The organism is Brumimicrobium sp. (genome assembly GCF_048268645.1).
Taxonomy (GTDB): domain Bacteria; phylum Bacteroidota; class Bacteroidia; order Flavobacteriales_D; family Crocinitomicaceae; genus Brumimicrobium; species Brumimicrobium ulvae.
In genome coordinates, this window is the sequence record NZ_JBLWVE010000004.1 from 34,938 (window position 1) to 56,811 (window position 21,874).

The 21,874-nt window shown below is 35.3% G+C and carries 20 protein-coding genes; 12 read left to right on the forward strand and 8 right to left on the reverse strand.

The genetic code is table 11. The features are described 5' to 3' along the window. Positions 1-130 precede the first annotated feature (130 nt). Positions 131-1,348, reverse strand: coding sequence for a tetratricopeptide repeat protein (locus ACN0U3_RS05125; RefSeq protein ID WP_417265391.1), 1,218 nt, complete (start codon positions 1,346-1,348; stop codon positions 131-133). 18 nt (positions 1,349-1,366) lie between these two features. Further along, positions 1,367-3,931 (reverse strand): DNA gyrase subunit A, encoded by a 2,565-nt coding sequence (gene gyrA / locus ACN0U3_RS05130; protein WP_417265392.1) that lies wholly within the window; start codon positions 3,929-3,931, stop codon positions 1,367-1,369. Between the two features lie 223 nt (positions 3,932-4,154). Between gyrA and ACN0U3_RS05135 the strand changes: the two genes are divergently transcribed. The 7 genes from ACN0U3_RS05135 (at position 4,155) to ACN0U3_RS05165 (ending at position 11,722) form a co-directional block, all read left to right on the forward strand. Beyond that, positions 4,155-6,707 (forward strand): ATP-dependent Clp protease ATP-binding subunit, encoded by a 2,553-nt coding sequence (locus ACN0U3_RS05135; protein WP_417265393.1) that lies wholly within the window; start codon positions 4,155-4,157, stop codon positions 6,705-6,707. Between the two features lie 62 nt (positions 6,708-6,769). Then, a complete protein-coding gene (locus ACN0U3_RS05140) occupies positions 6,770-7,627 on the forward strand; it encodes a hypothetical protein (protein ID WP_417265394.1) in 858 nt (285 codons plus the stop codon). Between the two features lie 40 nt (positions 7,628-7,667). Further along, complete coding sequence (locus ACN0U3_RS05145; RefSeq protein ID WP_417265490.1) at positions 7,668-9,080, forward strand: CCA tRNA nucleotidyltransferase; 1,413 nt, start codon at positions 7,668-7,670, stop codon at positions 9,078-9,080. Between the two features lie 42 nt (positions 9,081-9,122). After that, the gene (locus ACN0U3_RS05150) at positions 9,123-9,680 is read left to right on the forward strand and encodes an IS1096 element passenger TnpR family protein (protein ID WP_417265395.1); all 558 of its coding nucleotides are present in this window, start codon (positions 9,123-9,125) and stop codon (positions 9,678-9,680) included. A 2-nt stretch (positions 9,681-9,682) separates the two neighbouring features. Then, positions 9,683-10,399, forward strand: coding sequence for a class I SAM-dependent methyltransferase (locus tag ACN0U3_RS05155; RefSeq protein WP_417265396.1), 717 nt, complete (start codon positions 9,683-9,685; stop codon positions 10,397-10,399). Further along, a complete protein-coding gene (locus ACN0U3_RS05160; RefSeq protein ID WP_417265397.1) occupies positions 10,396-11,265 on the forward strand; it encodes a TraB/GumN family protein in 870 nt (289 codons plus the stop codon). The genes ACN0U3_RS05155 and ACN0U3_RS05160 overlap by 4 nt, the downstream gene beginning before the upstream one ends. Positions 11,266-11,269: 4 nt before the next feature. Then, on the forward strand, positions 11,270-11,722 hold the full coding sequence (locus ACN0U3_RS05165; RefSeq protein ID WP_417265398.1) for an FKBP-type peptidyl-prolyl cis-trans isomerase: 453 nt from the start codon (positions 11,270-11,272) through the stop codon (positions 11,720-11,722). A gap of 190 nt (positions 11,723-11,912) precedes the next feature. Here the strand turns inward: ACN0U3_RS05165 and ACN0U3_RS05170 are convergent, their stop codons facing one another. The 3 genes from ACN0U3_RS05170 to ACN0U3_RS05180 form a co-directional block, all read right to left on the reverse strand. Beyond that, on the reverse strand, positions 11,913-13,364 hold the full coding sequence (locus tag ACN0U3_RS05170; RefSeq protein ID WP_299205566.1) for a glyceraldehyde-3-phosphate dehydrogenase: 1,452 nt from the start codon (positions 13,362-13,364) through the stop codon (positions 11,913-11,915). Between the two features lie 76 nt (positions 13,365-13,440). Next, a complete protein-coding gene (locus tag ACN0U3_RS05175; protein ID WP_299205568.1) occupies positions 13,441-14,307 on the reverse strand; it encodes a sigma-70 family RNA polymerase sigma factor in 867 nt (288 codons plus the stop codon). A 174-nt stretch (positions 14,308-14,481) separates the two neighbouring features. Further along, positions 14,482-15,957: a Do family serine endopeptidase gene (locus tag ACN0U3_RS05180; RefSeq protein ID WP_417265399.1), complete on the reverse strand. Its 1,476-nt coding sequence runs from the start codon at positions 15,955-15,957 to the stop codon at positions 14,482-14,484. A 146-nt stretch (positions 15,958-16,103) separates the two neighbouring features. On the opposite strand from ACN0U3_RS05180, the gene ACN0U3_RS05185 reads away from it, so the two are divergent. The 5 genes from ACN0U3_RS05185 to ACN0U3_RS05205 all read left to right on the forward strand — a co-directional run bounded on the left by ACN0U3_RS05185 (position 16,104) and on the right by ACN0U3_RS05205 (position 19,680). Then, positions 16,104-16,712, forward strand: coding sequence for a hypothetical protein (locus tag ACN0U3_RS05185; protein WP_417265400.1), 609 nt, complete (start codon positions 16,104-16,106; stop codon positions 16,710-16,712). Beyond that, positions 16,709-17,485: a diaminopimelate epimerase gene (dapF, locus tag ACN0U3_RS05190; protein WP_417265401.1), complete on the forward strand. Its 777-nt coding sequence runs from the start codon at positions 16,709-16,711 to the stop codon at positions 17,483-17,485. The genes ACN0U3_RS05185 and dapF overlap by 4 nt, the downstream gene beginning before the upstream one ends. Before the next feature lie 111 nt (positions 17,486-17,596). After that, positions 17,597-18,112 (forward strand): GNAT family N-acetyltransferase, encoded by a 516-nt coding sequence (locus tag ACN0U3_RS05195; RefSeq protein WP_299205573.1) that lies wholly within the window; start codon positions 17,597-17,599, stop codon positions 18,110-18,112. Between the two features lie 3 nt (positions 18,113-18,115). Then, positions 18,116-19,180: an endolytic transglycosylase MltG gene (mltG, locus tag ACN0U3_RS05200; RefSeq protein WP_417265402.1), complete on the forward strand. Its 1,065-nt coding sequence runs from the start codon at positions 18,116-18,118 to the stop codon at positions 19,178-19,180. A 5-nt stretch (positions 19,181-19,185) separates the two neighbouring features. Next, the gene (locus tag ACN0U3_RS05205) at positions 19,186-19,680 is read left to right on the forward strand and encodes a phosphoribosyltransferase family protein (protein ID WP_417265403.1); all 495 of its coding nucleotides are present in this window, start codon (positions 19,186-19,188) and stop codon (positions 19,678-19,680) included. 7 nt (positions 19,681-19,687) lie between these two features. Here the strand turns inward: ACN0U3_RS05205 and ACN0U3_RS05210 are convergent, their stop codons facing one another. The 3 genes from ACN0U3_RS05210 to ACN0U3_RS05220 form a co-directional block, all read right to left on the reverse strand. Continuing rightward, positions 19,688-20,569 carry a M90 family metallopeptidase gene (locus tag ACN0U3_RS05210; RefSeq protein WP_417265404.1) on the reverse strand — a complete coding sequence of 294 codons (882 nt, stop codon included), beginning with the start codon at positions 20,567-20,569 and terminating at the stop codon, positions 19,688-19,690. Positions 20,570-20,601: 32 nt separating this feature from the next. Continuing rightward, on the reverse strand, positions 20,602-21,354 hold the full coding sequence (locus tag ACN0U3_RS05215; RefSeq protein ID WP_417265405.1) for a YoaK family protein: 753 nt from the start codon (positions 21,352-21,354) through the stop codon (positions 20,602-20,604). A gap of 183 nt (positions 21,355-21,537) precedes the next feature. After that, positions 21,538-21,759 (reverse strand): hypothetical protein, encoded by a 222-nt coding sequence (locus tag ACN0U3_RS05220; RefSeq protein WP_299205579.1) that lies wholly within the window; start codon positions 21,757-21,759, stop codon positions 21,538-21,540. Positions 21,760-21,874 lie beyond the last annotated feature (115 nt).

A 21,874-nucleotide genomic window follows, 5' to 3' on the forward strand; every position in this document is an offset into this window, starting at 1 on the left:
GTATTAATGAAAGCTTAAAGGAAGTGATAAAGTCATTTCCTTTTTTTTTTAATATTTTTTGAGGTTTAGAAATTAAAAAAGGGAGATTACACACTGTAATCTCCCTTTTTTGAATGAATTAAACGATAGTTTAGTTACCTTCTGCAGCAGCTGCTTCGGCACGTCTTTTATACTCTAAAGCCTTTTCGTTGTTTCCTGCATTTCTATGCACCTGGAACAATACATTAAGTACACCTGAATTTTTAGGGTCTTGTTTGATGTAAATTTCTAATGGTGAAATAGCTTTTTTATACATTTCTTGACTTCTCTGGCTAATTCTTTCGTAATCAGGATTTTTAAAGTCCATTTGAGCTGCTGTAGTCTTCAACTTCTCTCCTCTACCAAGATAAAGAACACCTAAGTTATAAGCTGCTTCAGCATATTCTGGATCAATTTCAATCGCACGCTCAAGGTTCTTTTCTGCTTTTGCATAAAGGTCCTCCACTTCATCTGACTTCTGTTGATAACCTTCAGCTGTAATCTCCATACGAGCAAACTCGTTGTAGGCTTTATCAGCAGCTGTTAGATAAATAGAGCCCATGTTGGAAAACAAAACTTTATTCTTTGGAGACACTTCTGCAGCTGCGTTGAAGAATTCTTCAGCTTTGTTTAGGTCATTGTTACTTAATGCAAGATTAACACCTGCAATTGCTAGTTCCTCACTCTTAGGGAACATTTCCAAACTTGCGGTAATAAACTCCATCGCTTTTTCTGACTCATTAGATTTCTCTAGTGTATCGATATAGTTTCTTGCTGCAATAATAGCATTCGTTCTCATTGCATCACGTTCTTCTTCGATTCCAGCGATAACTTTCACTTGGTAAGCACCAGCAAAACCAGCATAAGCCATTTCGAAGTTCTTTTGTTTGAACATCATTTCGCCCAACATGATCGCTTGACTCACTTTTCTATTGAAAAAATCATCCATCTCACCTTTCCAACGTCTTTTGGATGCAGTTTTCTTTACAGATTCACTGATCACGTCAACAATAGAATCATTTTGGTAGATTTTTAAATCTTCATTTTCGCCAAGTGCTGAAAGCTCTACTAAACTATAGTTTATCATAGCATTGTAATAGTTTGCCTTCTCGTCATTTATTGTTGATTCATGTTTCATTGCAGGATCAATAAATGCTTTAGCTTCTAGTAAATGTTCCTTGGCCTTTTTTAAGTCTTGTTGCATAAAGGCAGGCTCATATTTATTGTATTCGATGGCTGCAGAGATAACATTATTACTCTGACCAAAACTTTGTGCTGCAATAAATAAAGTAGATGCTAGAACTCCTAATCTTACTTTGTTTAATTTCATTTGAATTTATTTTTAATTTTACTCCTCTGTATTATCATTTTCTGTGCCATGATTTTCAGCTGCATCCTCACCACCTTCTGGTAAGTCCGTTTCTAAATCATCTGATAATTCTTCTTCGTCTTCTTTTGGAACTTTGGCAACTGCTGCAATCTCTCCTCCTTTAGAAAGATTAATTACCTTAACTCCTTGAGCTGCACGTCCCATAACTCTGATTTGATCTACACGCGAACGAATTGTAATCCCTCGTTTCGTAATAATCATTAAATCATCATCATCAGTTACGTTCTTAATAGCAATTAGATTTCCAGTTTTTTCCGTAACAGAAATGGTTTTAACCCCTTTTCCTCCACGGTTTGTGACACGATAAATTGGTTCTCCAGTTTCTGGATCATTAAAGTACGAACGTTTTCCGTATCCATTTTCAGAAACAACCAATATAGTGTTTTCACTATCTGGCTCCAAACAAATCATTCCAATCACTTCATCATTTGGCTTACTCATTGTTACTCCTTTCACCCCAATTGAGTTTCTTCCTACTGTTCTTACAGTCGACTCATTGAAACGAATCGCATAACCTGATTTTTTCGCCAAGATAATTTCTTGTTGACCATTTGTTAATTTAGCTTCTAACAATTCATCACCTTCATTAATATTAATAGCATTAATACCGTTTGAACGTGGTCTTGAGTAGGCTTCTAACTTCGTTTTCTTAATAATTCCATTCTTCGTACACATTACAATGAAGTTATTGTTTACATAATCTTCATCTGTTAAGTCCTCAACATTAATGTATGCTTTAATCTTATCATCTTGTTCGATATTAATAAGATTTTGAATTGCTCTTCCTTTTGAAGTTTTACTTCCTTCTGGAATTTCGAATACACGCATCCAAAAACACTTCCCTTTCTCTGTGAACACCATCAAATAATTGTGGTTTGTCGCCACAAAAATGGACTCTAAGAAATCTTTATCTCTTGTCGTTGAACCTTTTGAACCTGTTCCTCCTCTGTTTTGTACTTTGTATTCAGATAGACTAGTACGTTTAATGTATCCTGCGTGAGAAATTGTTACAACAACCTCTTCATCTGGAATCAAATCTTCAATTCTCATCTCCGAAGCAGAATATTCAATTTCTGAACGACGCTCATCTCCGTACTTCTCTCTGATGTATTCTAATTCTTCTTTAATAATGTCCATTCTACGCGACTCTTTGTCTAAGATATCTTTTAAGTCTGCAATGGTAATCATTAAATCTTCGTACTCTGCCCTAAGCTTGTCCTGCTCAAGTCCTGTTAATTGTCTCAAACGCATTTCAACAATCGCACGAGACTGTAGATCTGATAACTCAAATCGTTTTATTAAATTTTCTCTTGCCTCGTCCGGACTACTAGAAGCACGGATAATCTTAATTACTTCGTCAATATTGTCCGAAGCAATAATTAAACCTTCGAGTAAATGCGCTCTTTCTTCAGCTTTACGCAATTCATATTTTGTTCTTCTAATCACCACCTCGTGACGGAACTCAACGAATTTTTCTATGATTTGCTTTAAGTTCAGCAATTCGGGCCTTCCATCAACTAAACATATGTTATTGACTGAAAATGAGGTCTGTAAAGCCGTATACTTGAATAGTTTATTCAACACAACATTCGGTATAGAATCACGTCTTAATTCGTAAACAATACGCAACCCGTTACGGTCAGACTCATCACGAATATCAGTAATTCCATCAATTCTACCTTCATTCACCATGTCAGCAGTCTTCTTGATCATGTCGGCCTTATTTACTAAATAAGGTATTTCGGTCACAACAATATGCTCACGCCCTTGGTTATTTTCTTCGATAATTGCTTTAGCACGAATAACAATACGGCCTTTCCCTGTCTCGAAAGCAGATTTAACGCCTTCATAACCATAAATGATTCCCCCAGTTGGGAAGTCAGGTGCGGTTACATACTTCATTAAACCTTCAGTATCTATATCCTTGTCCTCAATGTATGCAATAGTCCCATTAATAACTTCAGTTAAGTTATGAGGTGCCATATTTGTAGCCATACCTACTGCAATACCACTCGCTCCGTTAATTAACAGGTTAGGAACTTTTGTGGGCAAAACTGTAGGCTCTGTTAAACTATCATCAAAGTTAGCTACGAAGTCAACCGTTTCCTTATCCAGATCACCAAGCATTTCCTCAGAAATCTTTCTTAGACGGGCCTCAGTATAACGCATAGCTGCCGGACTATCACCGTCCATGGAACCAAAGTTACCTTGACCATCAACTAAAGGATAACGCAATGACCAGTATTGCGCCATACGCACCATCGTGTCATATACAGAACTATCTCCATGTGGGTGGTACTTACCTAACACCTCCCCTACAATTCTCGCTGACTTTTTATGTGCTTTGTTTGAATAAACACCTAAGTCTTGCATTCCATATAATACACGTCTATGTACTGGTTTAAATCCGTCACGTACATCTGGAAGAGCACGCGAAACAATAACTGACATCGAGTAATCGATGTAAGCGGATTTCATTTCATCTTCGATATTAATCTTAATGATTCTTTCTCCTTCTGCCATCTTGTCATTTTATTTATTACTGCACGAATATTGCGTGCGTTTAGAATGTCCGAAAATAAGGATTTAAATCAAGATAACGTTCAGTTAAACTTAAAATTATAAACAAAAATCTGTGGATAATTGTGAACAACTTAAACCATTTTGATAATAAAACGTTTTATTTTTGAAAGTGTTATATTACTCTTGAAGTAATCAACGCAAAAAATATGTATATTCGTAAACTATGGAAGCAAAATTTTCACCAAGAGTAAAAGATGTAATCAACTTTAGTCGCGAGGAGGCTCTTCGTCTCGGCAATGACTATATAGGTGTTGAGCACCTACTCCTTGGCTTAATTCGTGAAGGAGAAGGTTTGGGCATTCGTGTATTAAAGGAATTTAATCTTGATTTGGAACAAATCCGTTACCAAATTGAATCTTATTTAAATAAATCAACAAATAGTTCTGCAAAAGACTTAACTAATATTCCATTGGTTAAACAAGCTGAAAAAGTATTGAAAATTACTTACCTCGAAGCAAAACTATTCAAAAGTACAGTCATTGGAACTGAACACTTATTATTGTCTATATTAAAGGATGAAAATAACGTGGCTTGTCGTACTTTAAACAAATACGGGGTTATTTATGATAATGTTAAAGATGAAATCGAAGCTATGTTAGAAGAAAATAACCCTAGATTTGAATTTCCTGGTTCTGATGAAGGTGGCGGTGACGCTGGCTTTGCAGGAGGTTCTGGTGCTACTGGTGGTGGTGCTAGAAAACCTGGAGATACAAAATCAAAAACGCCTGTACTTGATAATTTCGGAAGAGATTTGACCAAGTTGGCTGAAAATGATCAACTCGACCCAATCGTTGGGCGTGATAAAGAAATTGAAAGAGTAAGTCAAATCTTGTCGCGTAGAAAGAAAAACAACCCCATTCTTATCGGAGAACCTGGTGTTGGTAAAAGTGCAATCGCTGAAGGTCTAGCCTTGAGAATTGTTCAACGTAAAGTTTCTCGTGTTCTTTTCAATAAGAGAATTGTTTCTCTTGACTTAGCATCGCTTGTTGCAGGAACAAAATACCGTGGTCAGTTCGAAGAAAGAATGAAGGCGGTAATGGCTGAAATCGAAAAAAATAGAGATGTAATTTTATTTATCGATGAAATTCATACTATTGTTGGTGCTGGTGGCGCTAGTGGCTCTTTAGATGCCTCTAACATGTTTAAACCTGCTTTGGCCCGAGGTGAACTTCAAGCCATAGGTGCAACAACGCTAGATGAATATCGTCAACACATTGAAAAAGATGGTGCTTTAGAACGTCGTTTCCAAAAAGTTTTGGTTGAACCAACAACGACTGAGGAAACCATTCAAATTTTAGAGAATATTAAAGAACGATACGAAGATCATCACAATGTTAGTTACACCAAAGAAGCAATCGAAGCTTGTGTGACTTTAACCAATCGCTATATTTCGGATCGTCATTTACCAGATAAAGCCATTGACGCTTTAGATGAAGTAGGTTCACGTGTGCACCTAACAAATATTAATGTTCCTCCTGTAATTATTGAGATTGAAAAGAAAATCGAAGACATTAAAGTAAAGAAGAACGATGTTATTAAGTCCCAACAGTACGAAAAAGCTGCTGAACTTAGAGATACTGAGAAGAAACTACAAGATCAACTCGAAGAGGAGAAATTGAAATGGGAAGAAGATACCAAAAATCATAAAGTTACCGTAACAGAAGAAAATGTTGCTGATGTTGTAGCTATGATGACTGGAATCCCTGTTCAACGTATTGCTGAAAAAGAAAGCGGTAAGTTGGCCAAAATGGAAACAGAAGTAAGAGGAAAGATTATTGGTCAAGACGAAGCAGTAGCTAAAGTTGTTAAAGCAATTCAAAGAAATAGAGCGGGATTAAAAGACCCTAATAAGCCAATCGGTTCCTTTTTCTTTCTTGGACCAACAGGTGTAGGAAAAACATTATTGGCAAAGGTTCTTGCGAAACACATGTTCGATTCTGAAGACGCTTTAATCCGTGTGGATATGTCAGAGTATATGGAGAAATTCTCTATTTCAAGATTGGTTGGAGCTCCTCCAGGATATGTTGGTTATGAGGAAGGTGGACAGTTGACTGAAAAAGTAAGAAGGAAGCCCTACTCTATCATTCTTTTGGATGAAATCGAAAAAGCGCACCCAGATGTTTTCAATTTATTACTTCAAGCGCTTGATGATGGACACATGACGGATGGATTAGGTCGCAAAATTGACTTTAAAAACACAATTATCATCATGACTTCAAATATTGGAGCTAGACAACTTCAAGATTTTGGTACTGGGGTTGGTTTTGGCACTGCCGCACGTGCAGCTTCAGCAGATGAAGATCAGAAATCTGTTATTCAGAATGCATTAAGAAAAGCATTTTCACCAGAGTTCCTTAACCGTGTTGATGACCTTATCCTATTTAAGTCATTAGAGCGTGATGATATATATAAAATCATTGACCTTGAGTTGATTACTCTTTATAAGAGAATTAATGAACTTGGTTATGAAATTGAATTACAAAAAGAAGCCAAAGATTTTATTGTAGATAAAGGATATGATTCTAAATTTGGTGCTCGTCCGCTTAAACGTGCTATCCAAAAGTATATTGAAGATCCGTTAGCGGAACAAATCATTAACTCCGAAATCAAAGAAGGAGATAAAATCTCCCTTACGATGAATGAAGAAGGAAATGGTTTAACTTCGACTATTGTAAAAGCGAAGAAAGCTAAAGACACTAAAAAAGATGAAGAGTAAATTCTAATTTTAAACAATTATAAAGGGAGTGTGTTTATATACTCCCTTTTTTAGTTATTAGTATGGCAAAGTATTTATTTTATTTTCTTTCTATTGTAATTTCAACCTCAATTTATAGTCAAGTTGACCCAAATATGGTTGATATTCCTCATCAGGTCTTTGTAAACGGTGGCACTGATGATTTTGATCAGATTCTGTATAAAGATGAAACCATCGCCGAAAAGGTAAAAAGCTTACACACATATATAGAATTGGGTCACGACTTCCCTGCTCAAATGCATACCTTTGATGAATACTGGGAACGATACAAAGAACAATGGTTTTACATTCAGTTTAAAGAAAACAAATCACCAATGTTGCTTTTTCATGGACTTAGAAATTCTGATGATGAAAGGGAGTATGTGGAGATTTACAACATGGATAAAACCATAAACAACAGAATGGTCTTTAGTGAAATTGGAAGATTACTAGCTTATAAAAAACATCCATTTACAGACGAATTGATTCTTTTTGTACACAGGTATCCTTGCTGTCAAAGTGCAAGTCATAACATTTTCAACATCCGACAAATCAATGAAAATCTAAAGTTCCATGATCGCTTTTTCGTAGGAAGAGATACAGGTGATATGGTTGGACCTTTCTTCCCCGAACGAGTAAACCATGATGGTAAGTATCATTTTTTAACGAAAAAAACTGAATTACGTTGGTCGCCTGCAGTAGTTTCTGAGAATGCTTTTGAAGGATGGACAGAATCTAATCTTATGATTCACTATAATAAGGGCGCAATGTATAAAATACTTCATGATCAAGGAGAGTGGCTATTTGTGTTGTTTTTTACCGGAATTGCTGAAGAACAAAGTAAGATGTTAAACTATACCAACTTCAAAAATAAAGGCGTTTATGGATGGATTAAGAAATAATCTTTCTGTTTTACAAAAGTCAAGTATATTTGCACCCGAAATGAAATTGAATTACAAAGACAAGTTAAAACATCCGGTATTTAAGGTTACACGAGACATCGTTACAGAAGAAGGTCTAGAATCCTATGTGATTGGTGGTTTTGTTAGGGACTTAATCTTAGAAAGACCTTCTAAAGACATCGATATTGTCGTTGTTGGTAATGGATTAAAATTGGCTGAAAAAGTGGCCAAAAAACTTAGGGTTAAAAAAGTTTCTCGCTTCAAGTCCTTTGGAACTGCACACTTTAATTATAAAGATTTAGATGTTGAATTTGTTGGGGCAAGAAGGGAATCCTACCAAAGGGACTCCAGAAAACCCATTGTTGAAGATGGAACTTTAGCGGACGATCAAAAAAGAAGGGATTTTACAATCAATGCGCTAGCTCTAAACTTGCATGAAGATGGTTTTGGTGACATCATTGATCCCTTCAATGGAATTGAAGATTTAGAAAAAGGAATCATTCGTACCCCCTTAGATCCTGAAACAACATATTCTGATGATCCTTTACGCATGTTGCGCGCAATTCGTTTCGCAACGCAATTAGATTTTAAAATAGAGAATAAAAGTTTAGCTGCCATTAAGGAAAATGCAGAACGACTTTCTATTATTTCTAAAGAACGGATTATTGACGAGTTAAATAAAATCATTCTCAGTGATACTCCGTCAAGAGGATTTAAACTTTTGTATTCGACTCACCTACTCCATCAGTTCTTCCCAGAAATGGTCAATTTAGCTGGTGTAGAAACCATCAATAATCATTCACACAAAGATAATTTTTACCACACCCTTGAGGTTTTAGATAATATCTCTGAACATACAGATGACTTGTGGTTAAGATGGGCTGCTATTATGCACGATATTGCAAAACCACCAACTAAGAGATACAATAAGAAAACAGGATGGACATTCCATGGACATGAAGATTTAGGTGCTAAAATGGTTCCTCGTATCTTTAGAAGATTAAAACTCCCTATGGATGCAAAAATGAAGTATGTTCAAAAACTTGTTCGCCTGCATTTACGTCCTATATCTTTGGTTAAAGGAGATGTTACAGATTCAGCAATTCGTCGACTTTTAAACGAAGCAGGAGATGATATCGAAGATTTAATGTTGTTGTGTAATGCAGATATTACGTCAAAAAACGAATTTAAAGTTAAGAGATACAGAAACAACTTTAAAAAGGTTGAAGAAAAACTAAAGTCTGTAGAGGAGAAAGACAACGTGCGTAATTTTCAACCTCCTATCGATGGAAAATTGATTATGGAAACATTCAAAATTCCACCTTGCAGTGAAATCGGTACCATTAAAAATAAAATAAAAGAAGCAATCTTAGAAGGTGAGATTCAAAATGATTACCAAGAAGCATACGATATGATGCTTAAATTAGGTGAGGAATTAGGGTTGAAAAGATAGAAAACTATTAACTTCGTCAATTGTTCAATAGCAAAAGTAGATATGGCAGGACTGAAATTTAGAATTTTACTCGATAGTATTGAAGACAAAGAAATTTTTAGAGATATTTTAATCAGCGATGATTTAAATTTCGAACATTTTTACAATACTATTCTTGATGCTTTTGGACTTCCAAATGACCAAATGGCATCATTTTTCGTTAGTGATGAAGACTGGAATAAAGGAGAGGAAATCTCTCTAATGGACATGTCTTTTGGCAGTAACGATGAAGAGGAATCGCCAATTGAAATGAACGCCGTTGAATTAAAGGAAAGAATTCACGATCCAAAACAACGATTTATTTTGGTGCATGACTTCTTATCGATGTGGATTTTCTTAATAGAACTTCATGAAATTACAGATGAAGAAGTTGAATTCCCTCAATTGGTACTTGAAGTTGGCGAAATTCCCCAAGATTTAATTGATAAAGGTCCAAAAGCTTTGGATGATATGAAATTTGAAACTGACTTAGATCCAAACGCAGATGACTTTGGATTTGATGATTTTGATGATGAATTTGGAAATGGTCAGTTCGACAATATTGACGATTACGACATTTAAAAATGGACATTAAAGACCCAATAGGAAATGCAATCTGGGATTACCACACGAAAAACGATCCTGAAGACATCACTGTAGAATCAGATCTTGTGGAAGATGATATTTTGCCTATTGACGTACTTTTTCGCCAATTCGATACTTTCTCTCTCCTTGAAATTAAAGCAATGGAGCAATGTAAAGGAAATGTGTTGGATGTTGGTGCTGCGGCCGGTCCACACGCCAAATATCTAACGAAGAAAGGATTTGATGTAACGACCATAGAAAGCAGTCCTATCGCACACCGCTATTTGCAAGCAATATTACCACAAGCAACCCACTACTCTGCACGAATTCAAGAATTCAATACAGGTCAATATGACACCATTTTGTTATTGATGAATGGAATTGGATTAGCTGGTCACCTTAATGAAGTTCAGCCTTTCTTGGAACATTTGGCAAGTTTATTGAATCCAGGCGGAAGTATTCTCTGTGACTCTACTGATGTTCAAAGCATTTTTGAAGATGATGAAGGTGGACTTTGGGTCGATTTAAATGCGAATTATTATGGCGAATTTAAATTTAACATGAAATACAAAGGCACAGAAAGTGGTTGGTTTGATTGGATTTATTTAGATTTGGAAAACTTTGAAAAGATAGCTAAGGCGGCTGGTCTAAAATTAACATTACTCGCTGAAGATGACGCAAATTCATTTTTGGTTCAATTAAAAAAAGAAGCATGAAAAATATAATCTTACTATTAACAAGTTTCATTTTTGCTGTTCATTTCGGAATTGCACAAGACACTCCAACTTCTTCATTGTTGTGGGAAGTAACAGGAAAAAAAGTAAAATCTCCATCTTATATTTTTGGAACAATGCATTTGATTCCGAATGATGATTTCTTATTTCCTGAAACTTTAAAAGAAAAAGTCCAAGGATCTGATATTCTAGTTATGGAAATTGGTGGTCTGTCTGAGCAAATGAAAGCGATGCAATTGATGATGCTTGACACGGGGACAATGTTTGATTATTTTAATAAAGAACAATTGGATTCTTTATTTACATATACAGAAACAGAATTGGGATTTGATGAGGCTAAAATGAGAATGGCTTTTGGCAAAATGAAGCCTTTTGTTTTGTTGCAGTTATTTACAAAAGATGCTTTTGGAGAAAACCCTCAGAGTTATGAAATGACTTTAGAGAAAATTGCTAAGTCCAATGAAATTGAAGTTTTAGGTCTTGAAACCATTGAGGAACAAATGGGCTTTATTGATGGACTTTCTGTCGAAGATCAAGTAAATATGATCATGGAGACACTAAGATCGGACAAGGACGACAACAGTGAAACAAGAAAGTTAATTGATGTGTATTTATCCCAAGACATCAACGCCATCCATGAATATACTGTTAGTTCAGGTATGAGTTCACCAGAATTCGAAGAAAGTTTTCTAAATCAGCGCAACAAAAATTGGATAGCTCCTATAAAAAAAATAATCAAAAAGAATAAAGCATTTATTGCCGTTGGTGCTGCTCATTTAGGAGGCCCAGAAGGTGTAATTGAATTGCTAAAGGCTGAAGGATATACTTTAACTCCTGTAAAATTATAAGAATATGAAGTGGATTGGATGCATAGCATTATTGATTTCTATAACTAGTTGTACTACCTATTCAGAGAATGACTTAATTGGATTTGATCAAGAAATTCAAGCTTACCTTGATTCAACTGGAATTGAAATGGAGAAAACCGAAGATGGACTTTACTTCAAGATTCTTGAAGAAGGTGAAGGTGAAAAAACAATTGCTTACAAAGACCAAGTTACATTTTCATACAAAGGGTCTTTTTTAGATGGGAATGTTTTTCAAATAATTGGTAAAGACGATCCAATAAGCTATAAAGTAAGTCAACTCATTATAGGATGGCAAGATGCTTTGATGATGTTAAAAAACGGAGGTCGTATTCATATCATTATCCCACCGCAATTGGGCTATGCCACACAAAAAACAGATCTAATTCCTGCCAATAGTACCTTGATGTATGAGTTGGAGGTGCATGATGTAAGGTAGTGTGTTAATTATCTTACTATAGTCAATCTGGATTAGGATTCTATCCTCAAGATAATGGGTTATCTTCGTATACTCCTCGATGATTTAAGGTGTTATTTAGTTTCGACCACTACTCCAACAAAATAACTAAGACATTAAAAAAGCCCTAACTATATGTTAGGGCTTTTCATTATCTCTTCACTTACTTTTCCTAGTAATAAATCAATCTTCTCACCTTCGCTACGTACTTAGCTAAACGAATCACTTGTTTAGTATAACCAAACTCGTTATCGTACCATGTGTAAAGTACTACGTTTTTCTTGTCGTTTGAAACGATAGTCGCTGGGGAATCAAATACAGAACAACATGTGTTTCCAATAATGTCATTTGAAACCAATTCTTCGTCTATAGAATAATGAATTTGATTAATTAAATTACCATTTAATGCAGCATGTCTAATTTCATTATTTACATCTTCAAGGGTAACTTCTTTTCCTAATTCTAAAGAAAGGATGGCCAAAGATCCGTTTGGTGTAGGTACACGAACAGCATTTGCAGTCAACTTGTTTTCTAATGCAGGAATTACTTTAGTAACTGCTTTACCTGCACCTGTAGAAGTAATAACCATGTTGATTGCAGCAGAACGACCTCTTCTTGGTTTCTTATGCATGTTGTCCAACAAGTTTTGATCGTTGGTATAAGCATGAACTGTTTCAATATGTCCTTTTACTACCCCAAATTTATTGTTGATTACTTCAAGAACCGGTGAAATTGCATTGGTTGTACAAGAAGCTGCAGAGAAAATTCTTTGTTCTTCTAAATTCAATTCTCCTTGATTAATTCCATAAACAATGTTTGGAATTCCTTTTCCTGGTGCGGTTAAAATAACACGGGCTGCTCCTTTGGCTTGAAGGTGTCTTCCTAAACTTTCTTTATCTGTAAATACACCTGTATTGTCAATGATCAATGCATTGTTGATTCCATACTGAGTATAATCAATGTCCTCTGGGTTCTTTGCTTCAATCATTTGAACTTTCATTCCATTGATGTTCAATACTTTGTTCTCTACATCAACATCTACAATTCCATCAAAAGTTCCGTGAACTGAATCGTTTTTGAATAAAGCTGCACGTTTTTTAATGATATCATCAGAAACATCTCTTGTAACAATGGCTCTTAATCGCAATTGTTGTCCTTTCCCTGCTTGTTTTATTAACTCTCGAGCTGCCAAACGACCAATACGTCCAAATCCATAAAGCACAACATCACGTGGCTCCATTGAGAATTTGTCTTGACCAATAAAGTTTTTTAATGTGTCTCTTAAAAATTCATCTTTACTGCTGTATTTATCTTTTGCCTCCTGGTATTCGTAGGCTAAACGTCCGATGTCTAATTTTGACGGCGCAAGGTCAATAGACAAAAGTGCCTCGGCCAAATCAGATGTTGTAAACACATCAATTGGCTTTTGAACAACATTTCTTGAATATTCATGTAAGTTCATGATTTCAGAAACAGTTAAGCTGACAAGGTGGTTTCTAAATAATACTAACTCCACTCCTTTATCATAAAGAAGTTGACCGGTTTTACTAGCTAATTTTACAGCCGCTCTTTCTCTTTTTACGTGAGCGTCTAATTGTTCTTCATACCCGTTTGAAGTATTCATATTTTTTTGTTTATATATTGATTGTTAATTATTACGTACAAAAAAGGGCCGCTAATAATAGCAGCCCCGAAATTTCTTATCCTAAATAAGCTTTCAACAGTTTATTTCGCGAAGTGTGTCGCAGTCGGCGTATAGCCTTTTCTTTAATTTGTCGCACACGTTCTCTGGTCAGATTGAATTTTGACCCAATTTCTTCTAATGTTAATCCATGGTTCATTCCAATACCGAAGAACAAACGAATTATTTCACGTTCTTTATCTGTTAAAGTTGAAAGTGAGCGTTCGATTTCTCTTTGTAATGATTCAGACATTAACAAAGCATCAGCTTTAGGTGAATCACCATTCGCCATCACATCCATCAATGTTCCTCCATCTTCATTGGCTGATAAAGGAGCGTCCATAGATACATGACGTCCTGAAACGTTCATGCTTTCCTTAATTTTATCTTCTGGAACTTCCAATGCTTCTGCTAATTCTTCAGCTGAAGGTGGACGTTCGTATTCTTGCTCTAAACGAGAGAATGCTTTGTTGATCTTGTTTAAAGAACCTACTTGGTTCAATGGCAAACGAACAATACGTGCTTGCTCAGCTAATGCAGATAAAATTGATTGACGAATCCACCATACTGCGTATGAAATGAATTTAAATCCTCGTGTTTCATCAAACTTTTGAGCGGCCTTAATCAAACCTAAGTTACCTTCATTAATTAAATCTGGAAGTGTTAAGCCTTGATTTTGATATTGTTTTGCTACGGAGACAACAAATCGGAGGTTTGCTCTGGTTAGTTTCTCAAGGGCGCGTTGGTCACCTTGTTTAATCTTTCTTGCTAACTCAACCTCTTCATCAGCGGTAATCAATTCCTCTTTACCGATATCCTGAAGATATTTATCTAGGGATTGACTTTCGCGGTTAGTGATCGACTTTGTAATCTTAAGTTGTCTCATGTTTTTCTAGTCCTTATTAAATAATGTGAAATAAAGTGTGGCAAATTTACACCAATAAAACTATACTACAAAATATAAGTTCATGCAAATTTTTATTTCTAATGTTTATAAAAAAAAAGCGCCCTTAAACTTTTTGCTTAAGAGCGCTTGTATAACGGTTATTTCATGAAAAGGTTACAAACCAAACCCAACATAATCTTTCTGACCACTTTCTGACATCACTTCGAGTAACACACCTTTTTTATCTTTGCGTTTTAAATAAGATGTAAGTTGCTCTACGCTTTTCACATCTTCGTTGTTTATCTTGGTAATGATGATACCTTTGGTGAGGCCATTGGCGCGTAATTTCCCAGTGGTTATGGAGGAGATTTTAACACCATGCTCTATGTTTAACTCCTTCTTTTCTTTATTCGTCAATTCCACAAATGTTGCCCCAAGTGCAGAATGTTTTTCTAGTTCTGCCTTCGAAGTTAATTCTGTATTCCCTTCAATGTTCTTCAATAAGACATCCTTGGTCATGATTTTTCCTTCTCGACGAATGGTCAATGTTACAATATCTCCTGGTCTTCTTCGTCCAATGGCTTCTTGAAGTTCTGCCGTTGAATTAATTGCTTTCGATCCGACTTTTAAAATCACATCACCTTCTTTGATTTTTGCTTTGTCTGCACCAGAACCTTCATTGACTCCTACGATATAAATTCCTTTTGAATCTTCTAAATCTTTATCGTTGATAAGGTCTTGTGTAATCTCTTGAATTTGTACCCCTAAGAATCCACGTTGAACCATCCCATAATCAATTAAATCATTGGTGATTTTCGTAACCAATCGTGAAGGAACAGCAAAAGAATATCCTGCATAGTTTCCTGTTTGAGAGGCAATAGCAGTATTTATCCCAATTAACTGTCCTTGAGTGTTGATCAATGCTCCTCCTGAGTTCCCTGGATTTACAGCGGCATCGGTCTGAATAAATGATTCAATTGGAATGATCTCCTTATTCTGACTTCCAATAATGTTAATGTTCCTCGCTTTTGCTGATACAATACCCGCTGTAACTGTCGAGTTTAAGTTGAAAGGATTCCCTACTGCCAATACCCACTGCCCTACTTTTACATCATCACTATTGGCGATAGGCATTGCACGCAATCCAGTTTTATTGATTTTAAGTACAGCAATATCTGTTGAAGGGTCTGTTCCAATAATTTCTGCATCAAACGTGGTGTTGTTGTTTAAAGTCACCTGTATTTCACTTGCATTTTGAATCACGTGATTGTTGGTAACAATGTAACCATCTTCAGTGATGATTACCCCTGAACCAGATCCGCTTCCATATTGTTTACGCTCTCGTCCAGCTCCAGGTCCATAAAAGAACTCTAAAAAAGGGTCTCGTTGAACATAGGACTGAACAACTTTGGTTTTAACGTGAACGACAGAATGAACACTTTCTTCACTAGCTTTAGTAAAGTCCAATTTTTCATCGATTTGAGATGGTACAAAATTGACTTTAGAGACTGGTGCATTCGTCTCCTCTATTGTTTTATTATTGCTTGTTGTGTCACTATTTATACCGTTAGAATTTAACATGAAAAACACAACTAGTGGTAAGGCTCCTCCTAGGATACCAAGACCTATTGACTTCATATTTTTCTTCATATTGTTTGTTTTTTTAATGATCATTTTAGCATTCCCAATAATAACACCAAAGTTTCTTTTTTGTTAATGAAAATGCGTTAAAAGTTGTTAAGCAATTATTCATTCTTTTTATGTATTTTTGCAGACTTTTGAGCATATAATAATAAATGAAACAAGGAGTTACATATCTACTTATTCTAATTGGAGGTATCGGAATCGGATACGCCATCAATGCATTCCTAACAAAACCGCAAGAAATTCAAACCAAAACTGAAACGGTTGTTGTTGAAAAAGTAAAAAAAGAAATTGTTAGAGACACCGTAGAAGTAGAAAAGATTGTACATTACCCACTTCCTGCTGACTCAATTCAAAGAGCAGAAAAAGTTGTTCAAGTAGATAGTATTAACCACAACATATACAACTCAATAGATCATATCGAGGATGATACTGAAGAAATTATTATCAAAGAAGTACTGATCTCTAAGAAAACCTATACACTTGAGGAAGTTCCTCTCGATTCGACTGATGTCTCAGCGCTTCTCGAATTAAAAAGCAATGCCTTTGCTAAAGATATTATAGTAGAGTTCTGGCAAAGTCCACTCAACCTTACCGGTTATGAATTGACAAGAAATAAGCTGAAATTATTTGGTTTTAATCCGAATGAATCTATTTCTTTGCGAATAGGGAACCAAGAAGACCAAATAATATTGAATACTGACTCCATGAGCCTATTACTCCCAAAGTCAAAACAATTTAAAAGCTTAAAACTGAAATGACATTTTTTTTCACAAAGTACCAAGGAACTGGAAATGACTTCATAATGGTAGATTGTACATCAGTAAAAGAATTCAATCTTTCGGCTGAAGAAATTAGTACACTCTGTGATCGACGCTTTGGTATTGGCGCAGATGGAATAATTTTAATTTATTCACATTCTACCCTTGACTTTAAAATGGTTTACTATAACTCTGACGGCTCACAAAGCTTTTGTGGAAATGGCGCAAGGTGTGCAGTTCATTATTCTCGTTCATTGGGATTATTTCAAGATAAAGCTCAATTTGAGGCTATTGACGGAATTCATTCAGCAACCATAGAAGGTGAATTAATTTCATTAAAAATGAATGATGTTGCCAACTTTTCAAAAGATGAAACCGCTTTTATTCTCGATACTGGAAGTCCACATTATGTACAGTTTGTTGCGGAATTAGATGATGAAGATATAGTTGAATATGGTAAAAAGGTTCGATTTTCACATAAATATTTTGAGAAAGGAATCAATGTAAATTTAGTTGAAGTTCTTGAAGACAATCATTTGAATATGTTGACCTATGAACGTGGTGTTGAAGATGAAACCTACTCTTGTGGTACCGGAGCGACAGCTGTCGCATTGGCTTATGCACTCGTTTTAGATTACGATGATATCGATGTTAAAATCAATGTTAAAGGAGGTGAACTTGCAGTGAGAGCAGAACGTTTTGATCGCTCTTTTGAATCTATTTATCTAATTGGACCTGCAGAAAAAGTATTCGATGGACGCATTTCAATTTAAGTTTATCAACGTTTAAATTCAAGAGGTTTTTTAATCATTTCCCAATCCATATTATTATGGAATGAAGAAATATTCACTTTATGAGATTGAAAATTGTATCTTTGAAGGATAATGCTAAAAGGAAAAAACATATATCTCAGACAAATCGAGGAATCCGACGTGAACCTTCTCCTTTTGTGGGAAAATGATACAGAAAACTGGCGCTACAGCGAATCAGAAGCGCCATTCTCCCTACATCAATTGCAACATTACGTGAAAAACGCAAGCCATGTGCGACAAAATCAACAATTAAGATTTATTATTTGTCTTAACGAAAACCATCAGGCCATTGGAACGATAGATTTGTTCGAAATTGATTTTAAAAACCTAAGGGCTGGTGTGGGAATATTGATTGCCAATAAAGAAAACAGAAAAAAAGGGTATGCACAAGAAGCATTAGCGCTTTTAGCTGCGTTTTCTTCGAACCGATTGGAGTTAGAACAGCTGTTTTGTGATATCCAAGCAGATAATGAAGCAAGCATCCAACTCTTTGAAAAAGCTGGTTTTATAAGAACTGGTACAAAAAAGAAATGGTATAAGTTTAAATCTAAAGTAATCGATGCTTATTTTTACCAAAAATTTATTTAAATCATGATGAGTTTAAATTCCGGAGTAAAGCTTTTGTCTGTAATAGGCTTATTTCTTTTGTTCAGTGCTTGTACTTCAATAAATGCATATTTTGGAGGTAAAAAAGAGACCTTGAACAGAGAAAATGTCGACTTCTACATTCCTACACACACAAATCTTGAACAACTCAAATCACTTTTGGTCGAACAAAACATCATTGATGATCTTGACGGGTTCCAAGCTGTTTTGGATTATAAAGAATTTAAAGATGAAAGGCTGGCTGCTGGAAAGTTTATTATCGCACCAGGTACTGAATACAACACCCTAATCAACGGTTTTACATTGAATAATCTTGGGAATGGAAATAAAGAAGTAGAGGTTGAAGTCACATTCAATAACTGTAAAGACATCAGAGATATAGCCAGCAAAGTTTCTCAACAAATAGAAATGGATAGTACAGCATTTATGGACTACATGCTTTCTGATTCAATCTTGAATAAATATGGATTTAATGAGGCCACAGTTAGCGCTTTGTTCTTACCCAACACCTATCGCCTTTTTTGGGATACCGACCACGAACAATTCATCCAAAGAATGGCACAGGAGTTTAAAAAATTCTGGACCCCTGAGCGCTTGGAGAAATTGAAACAAGCTGGACTAAAATCACAATCCGAGGCCGTAACATTAGCCTCCATTGTTTACAAAGAACAAGATAAATATCCTGAAGAATGGAAAACAATTGCTGGACTTTATTTGAATCGCATCAGAAAAGGCTGGCTATTGCAATCAGATCCAACATTTAGGTTTTGCTGGGGGGATGAACTTGACGGTGTGGAAAGATTAACCTATGAACACCGAGATAGAGATTGTCCATACAACACCTACCTATACGCTGGACTTCCACCTGGACCAATATTTATCCCTCCCGCAGAAGTTGTTGACGCAGTGTTGAATGCAGAAAACAACGATTACATGTACATGTGTGCAAAACCTAAAGGAGATGGATTGCATAATTTTGCTAAAACCATAGAGCAACACAATAGAAACGCTGCTGAGTTTCAACAATGGATTAGAAATAGGAAACGATAATCACAATGAATACACTTGTACTCGACGAAAGACGAATTAATCAAAAGCTTGACAGAATAGCTTATGAAATAGTTGAAAACAACTTCGATGATGAGAAATTATTTCTCGTCGGAATTAAAGGAAATGGATTTGAAATTGCTAAAGAGTTAGCAGAACGACTGGAAAAAATTGGTGAGCAAGAAATACATGTTTCTGAATTAATCATCGATAAAAAAAATCCGCTCGAACATGATATTTCTACGACAATTTCAATTGAAGCCTTTGACAATAATACAATCATTCTCATTGATGATGTAATTAATTCTGGTCGTACAATGCAATACGCATTAATAAAATTGTTAGAGCGTCCGACAAAAAGAGTAAAAACCGTTGCACTTGTGGACCGAAAACACAGGAGTTTTCCTATCCGTTGCGACTATGTTGGTCTCACCCTTTCTACAACACTTAAAGATAGAGTTGAGGTAGAGTTGGAAAACGTTAAAAGAGCGTTTTTAATTTAAAGTTCATCTATTGCTTGTTTTTCTCATCGTTAAAATAAGCCTCCAAAAACTCAAACAATGGTCTGTGCTTTACTTTTAGTAAATGAGGACACTCTTTGTAATAAGTGGTGACTACAGCAAAAAATTCAGCTTCAGAAGTTCCTCCGTATGCTGGAATTGTGGAATCATCGTTATTGATTTTATCCATAGCATCTTTCATCAATTGAATCCAAATCTTTTTGTCTTCTTCACCAAGGTATTCAGGCACGCCATCGATAGATCCATTGGATTTATCTAGCAAATGGGCAAACTCATGAATCCCAACATTTTTCTTGTCATTGTCAATTTGAAACCCTTTTACCAAAGCAGGTAAAGATAAAATCATAGTATTATTCATCAATCCACCATGATGAACCTTTCCATTGACTACTCCATGTTTGTTTAGGGTATTATCCATATCAAAATTGGAAGGATACACCAACACTTCACGAAGATTCCCATAATTGAAATAAGGTAAACCCCAAAAAGCAATTACTGCACTCGAAGCGACATATAATGCTGTTGTTTTCTCTGTTTGTTCCTTCCCTATCTCTGTGATGATCACATCAGCCAAGAAAATTCCAACACGGTCTTCAAAAATAATTTGATCTGATTTTTTCAATCGTTTGTAGAATGATATCTTTTCCTTTAACCAGTGCTTATCATTAACAGAAAGTCTTACCCTTTCTTTTCTAGGCGACTTTTTACGGGTATTTACTCGCCAAAACCAAAGGGCTGCTATCGCTGAAACAACAACCAAAACACCTATAATTCGAGCACTTGTATAACCTTTATTATGTAGAATAATAGGAATACTTCCCAAAAGGGTCAGAAATAATATAATCCAAGGCAAAAACTGTTTGTTTTTCATGATCAATAACCGTTTTATAAAAAGTTCAATAATTAATGATTACGCAACTTCAATCTCTTTCTAAAGTTTCTTCTTCTCATGCTTACTACTTTAAATTTTATTCCATCATAAAGCAAGTTTGCAATTAAAACTACTGCAGCAAAAATGAGCGTGTACATTTCAAACGCTAAAGTTGAGTAAACAAAACCGCCAAATATACCACCAATAAAGAAAAATGAAATAATGTAAATCCTTAGCCGAATAGAGTCTTTAATCTTCGATCTGTTTGGATATCTTTTTTTAAACAACAAATAGGATAATTCAATGCCTAAATCTGTAAACAATCCTGTCAAATGCGTTGTTCTTACCACTGCATCTGACACCTTTGTTACATAGGAGTTTTGAAGTCCCATCGAAAACAGCAATAGACAAGCTATTAAATCCGGATAATCGAAGAGCACGAGACTTGCGAGCACAGCAACTGTAACAAGAATAACAGTTTCAATGAAGACGGGAATTACATAGACATTTAGGCGTTTATTTCTTTTAAAAAACTCAATGAGGAAACTCGAAACAAATGACCCCATCAAAAAAGAAAGGATATACAAAAGATAAACGGTACCGTGCCAAAATTCAAAATTAGCTACATCATTAATGAACAATGCAAAATGTCCAGTTACATTAGTGGTTAATTGCTTCAGAAAGAGGAAACCTGAAACATTTACAATTCCTGCAACAAATGATAATATAATGGCAATCCGTAGATTATCATGTAGTGTCCTTTTCCGGCCTTGATGTTTATACATTAATCAATTTTAAAATAAAATTAAGAAAGTTTAGCTTCTTTAAGAGCTTAAAAACAGTAAGATATTCAAATCAATTTTTCGACTCCTCATAAAAATCTACATTCCTTTCATAATTTCAACTGTTTAGGCAATAAAAAAAGCCTTCCGAATTGGAAAGCTTTTCAAGTTTTTAAACAATAAGTGTTACTTTTTTTTCTTCGCTTCTTTTTTGTTGACCCATTTGTCATTTTTGAGCTCACCTAAAACAGTAACATCTTTAATTCTATTGTAATCTTCTATGGCCATTAGCATTTCTTCTTTTGTATCACGTCTTATCTTGATACCGTTTGCTTTTGATCCCTCGTTTCTTACTTCTATATAAAAACCATCTTTTAATTTCGCTGGTCTTGTTGGCGGTCTACCCATAATCCTAATTTATCATATTAATTAAACAAATAACTAGATTTTCTCCAGTTTTTACTAAAATAAGAAATGATCTTTAAAAATCCTAATTTACGACAAACAAAATGCAATTAAGTTG

Excerpts from the sequence above, each read along its gene's own strand:
- ACN0U3_RS05125 (WP_417265391.1), bottom strand. The coding sequence starts at position 1,348 with ATGAAATTAAACAAAGTAAGATTAGGAGTTCTAGCATCTACTTTATTT.
- gyrA (WP_417265392.1), bottom strand. The coding sequence starts at position 3,931 with ATGGCAGAAGGAGAAAGAATCATTAAGATTAATATCGAAGATGAAATG.
- ACN0U3_RS05135 (WP_417265393.1), top strand. The coding sequence starts at position 4,155 with ATGGAAGCAAAATTTTCACCAAGAGTAAAAGATGTAATCAACTTTAGT.
- ACN0U3_RS05140 (WP_417265394.1), top strand. The coding sequence starts at position 6,770 with ATGGCAAAGTATTTATTTTATTTTCTTTCTATTGTAATTTCAACCTCA.
- ACN0U3_RS05145 (WP_417265490.1), top strand. The coding sequence starts at position 7,668 with ATGAAATTGAATTACAAAGACAAGTTAAAACATCCGGTATTTAAGGTT.
- ACN0U3_RS05150 (WP_417265395.1), top strand. The coding sequence starts at position 9,123 with ATGGCAGGACTGAAATTTAGAATTTTACTCGATAGTATTGAAGACAAA.
- ACN0U3_RS05155 (WP_417265396.1), top strand. The coding sequence starts at position 9,683 with ATGGACATTAAAGACCCAATAGGAAATGCAATCTGGGATTACCACACG.
- ACN0U3_RS05160 (WP_417265397.1), top strand. The coding sequence starts at position 10,396 with ATGAAAAATATAATCTTACTATTAACAAGTTTCATTTTTGCTGTTCAT.
- ACN0U3_RS05165 (WP_417265398.1), top strand. The coding sequence starts at position 11,270 with ATGAAGTGGATTGGATGCATAGCATTATTGATTTCTATAACTAGTTGT.
- ACN0U3_RS05170 (WP_299205566.1), bottom strand. The coding sequence starts at position 13,364 with ATGAATACTTCAAACGGGTATGAAGAACAATTAGACGCTCACGTAAAA.
- ACN0U3_RS05175 (WP_299205568.1), bottom strand. The coding sequence starts at position 14,307 with ATGAGACAACTTAAGATTACAAAGTCGATCACTAACCGCGAAAGTCAA.
- ACN0U3_RS05180 (WP_417265399.1), bottom strand. The coding sequence starts at position 15,957 with ATGAAGAAAAATATGAAGTCAATAGGTCTTGGTATCCTAGGAGGAGCC.
- ACN0U3_RS05185 (WP_417265400.1), top strand. The coding sequence starts at position 16,104 with ATGAAACAAGGAGTTACATATCTACTTATTCTAATTGGAGGTATCGGA.
- dapF (WP_417265401.1), top strand. The coding sequence starts at position 16,709 with ATGACATTTTTTTTCACAAAGTACCAAGGAACTGGAAATGACTTCATA.
- ACN0U3_RS05195 (WP_299205573.1), top strand. The coding sequence starts at position 17,597 with ATGCTAAAAGGAAAAAACATATATCTCAGACAAATCGAGGAATCCGAC.
- mltG (WP_417265402.1), top strand. The coding sequence starts at position 18,116 with ATGATGAGTTTAAATTCCGGAGTAAAGCTTTTGTCTGTAATAGGCTTA.
- ACN0U3_RS05205 (WP_417265403.1), top strand. The coding sequence starts at position 19,186 with ATGAATACACTTGTACTCGACGAAAGACGAATTAATCAAAAGCTTGAC.
- ACN0U3_RS05210 (WP_417265404.1), bottom strand. The coding sequence starts at position 20,569 with ATGAAAAACAAACAGTTTTTGCCTTGGATTATATTATTTCTGACCCTT.
- ACN0U3_RS05215 (WP_417265405.1), bottom strand. The coding sequence starts at position 21,354 with ATGTATAAACATCAAGGCCGGAAAAGGACACTACATGATAATCTACGG.
- ACN0U3_RS05220 (WP_299205579.1), bottom strand. The coding sequence starts at position 21,759 with ATGGGTAGACCGCCAACAAGACCAGCGAAATTAAAAGATGGTTTTTAT.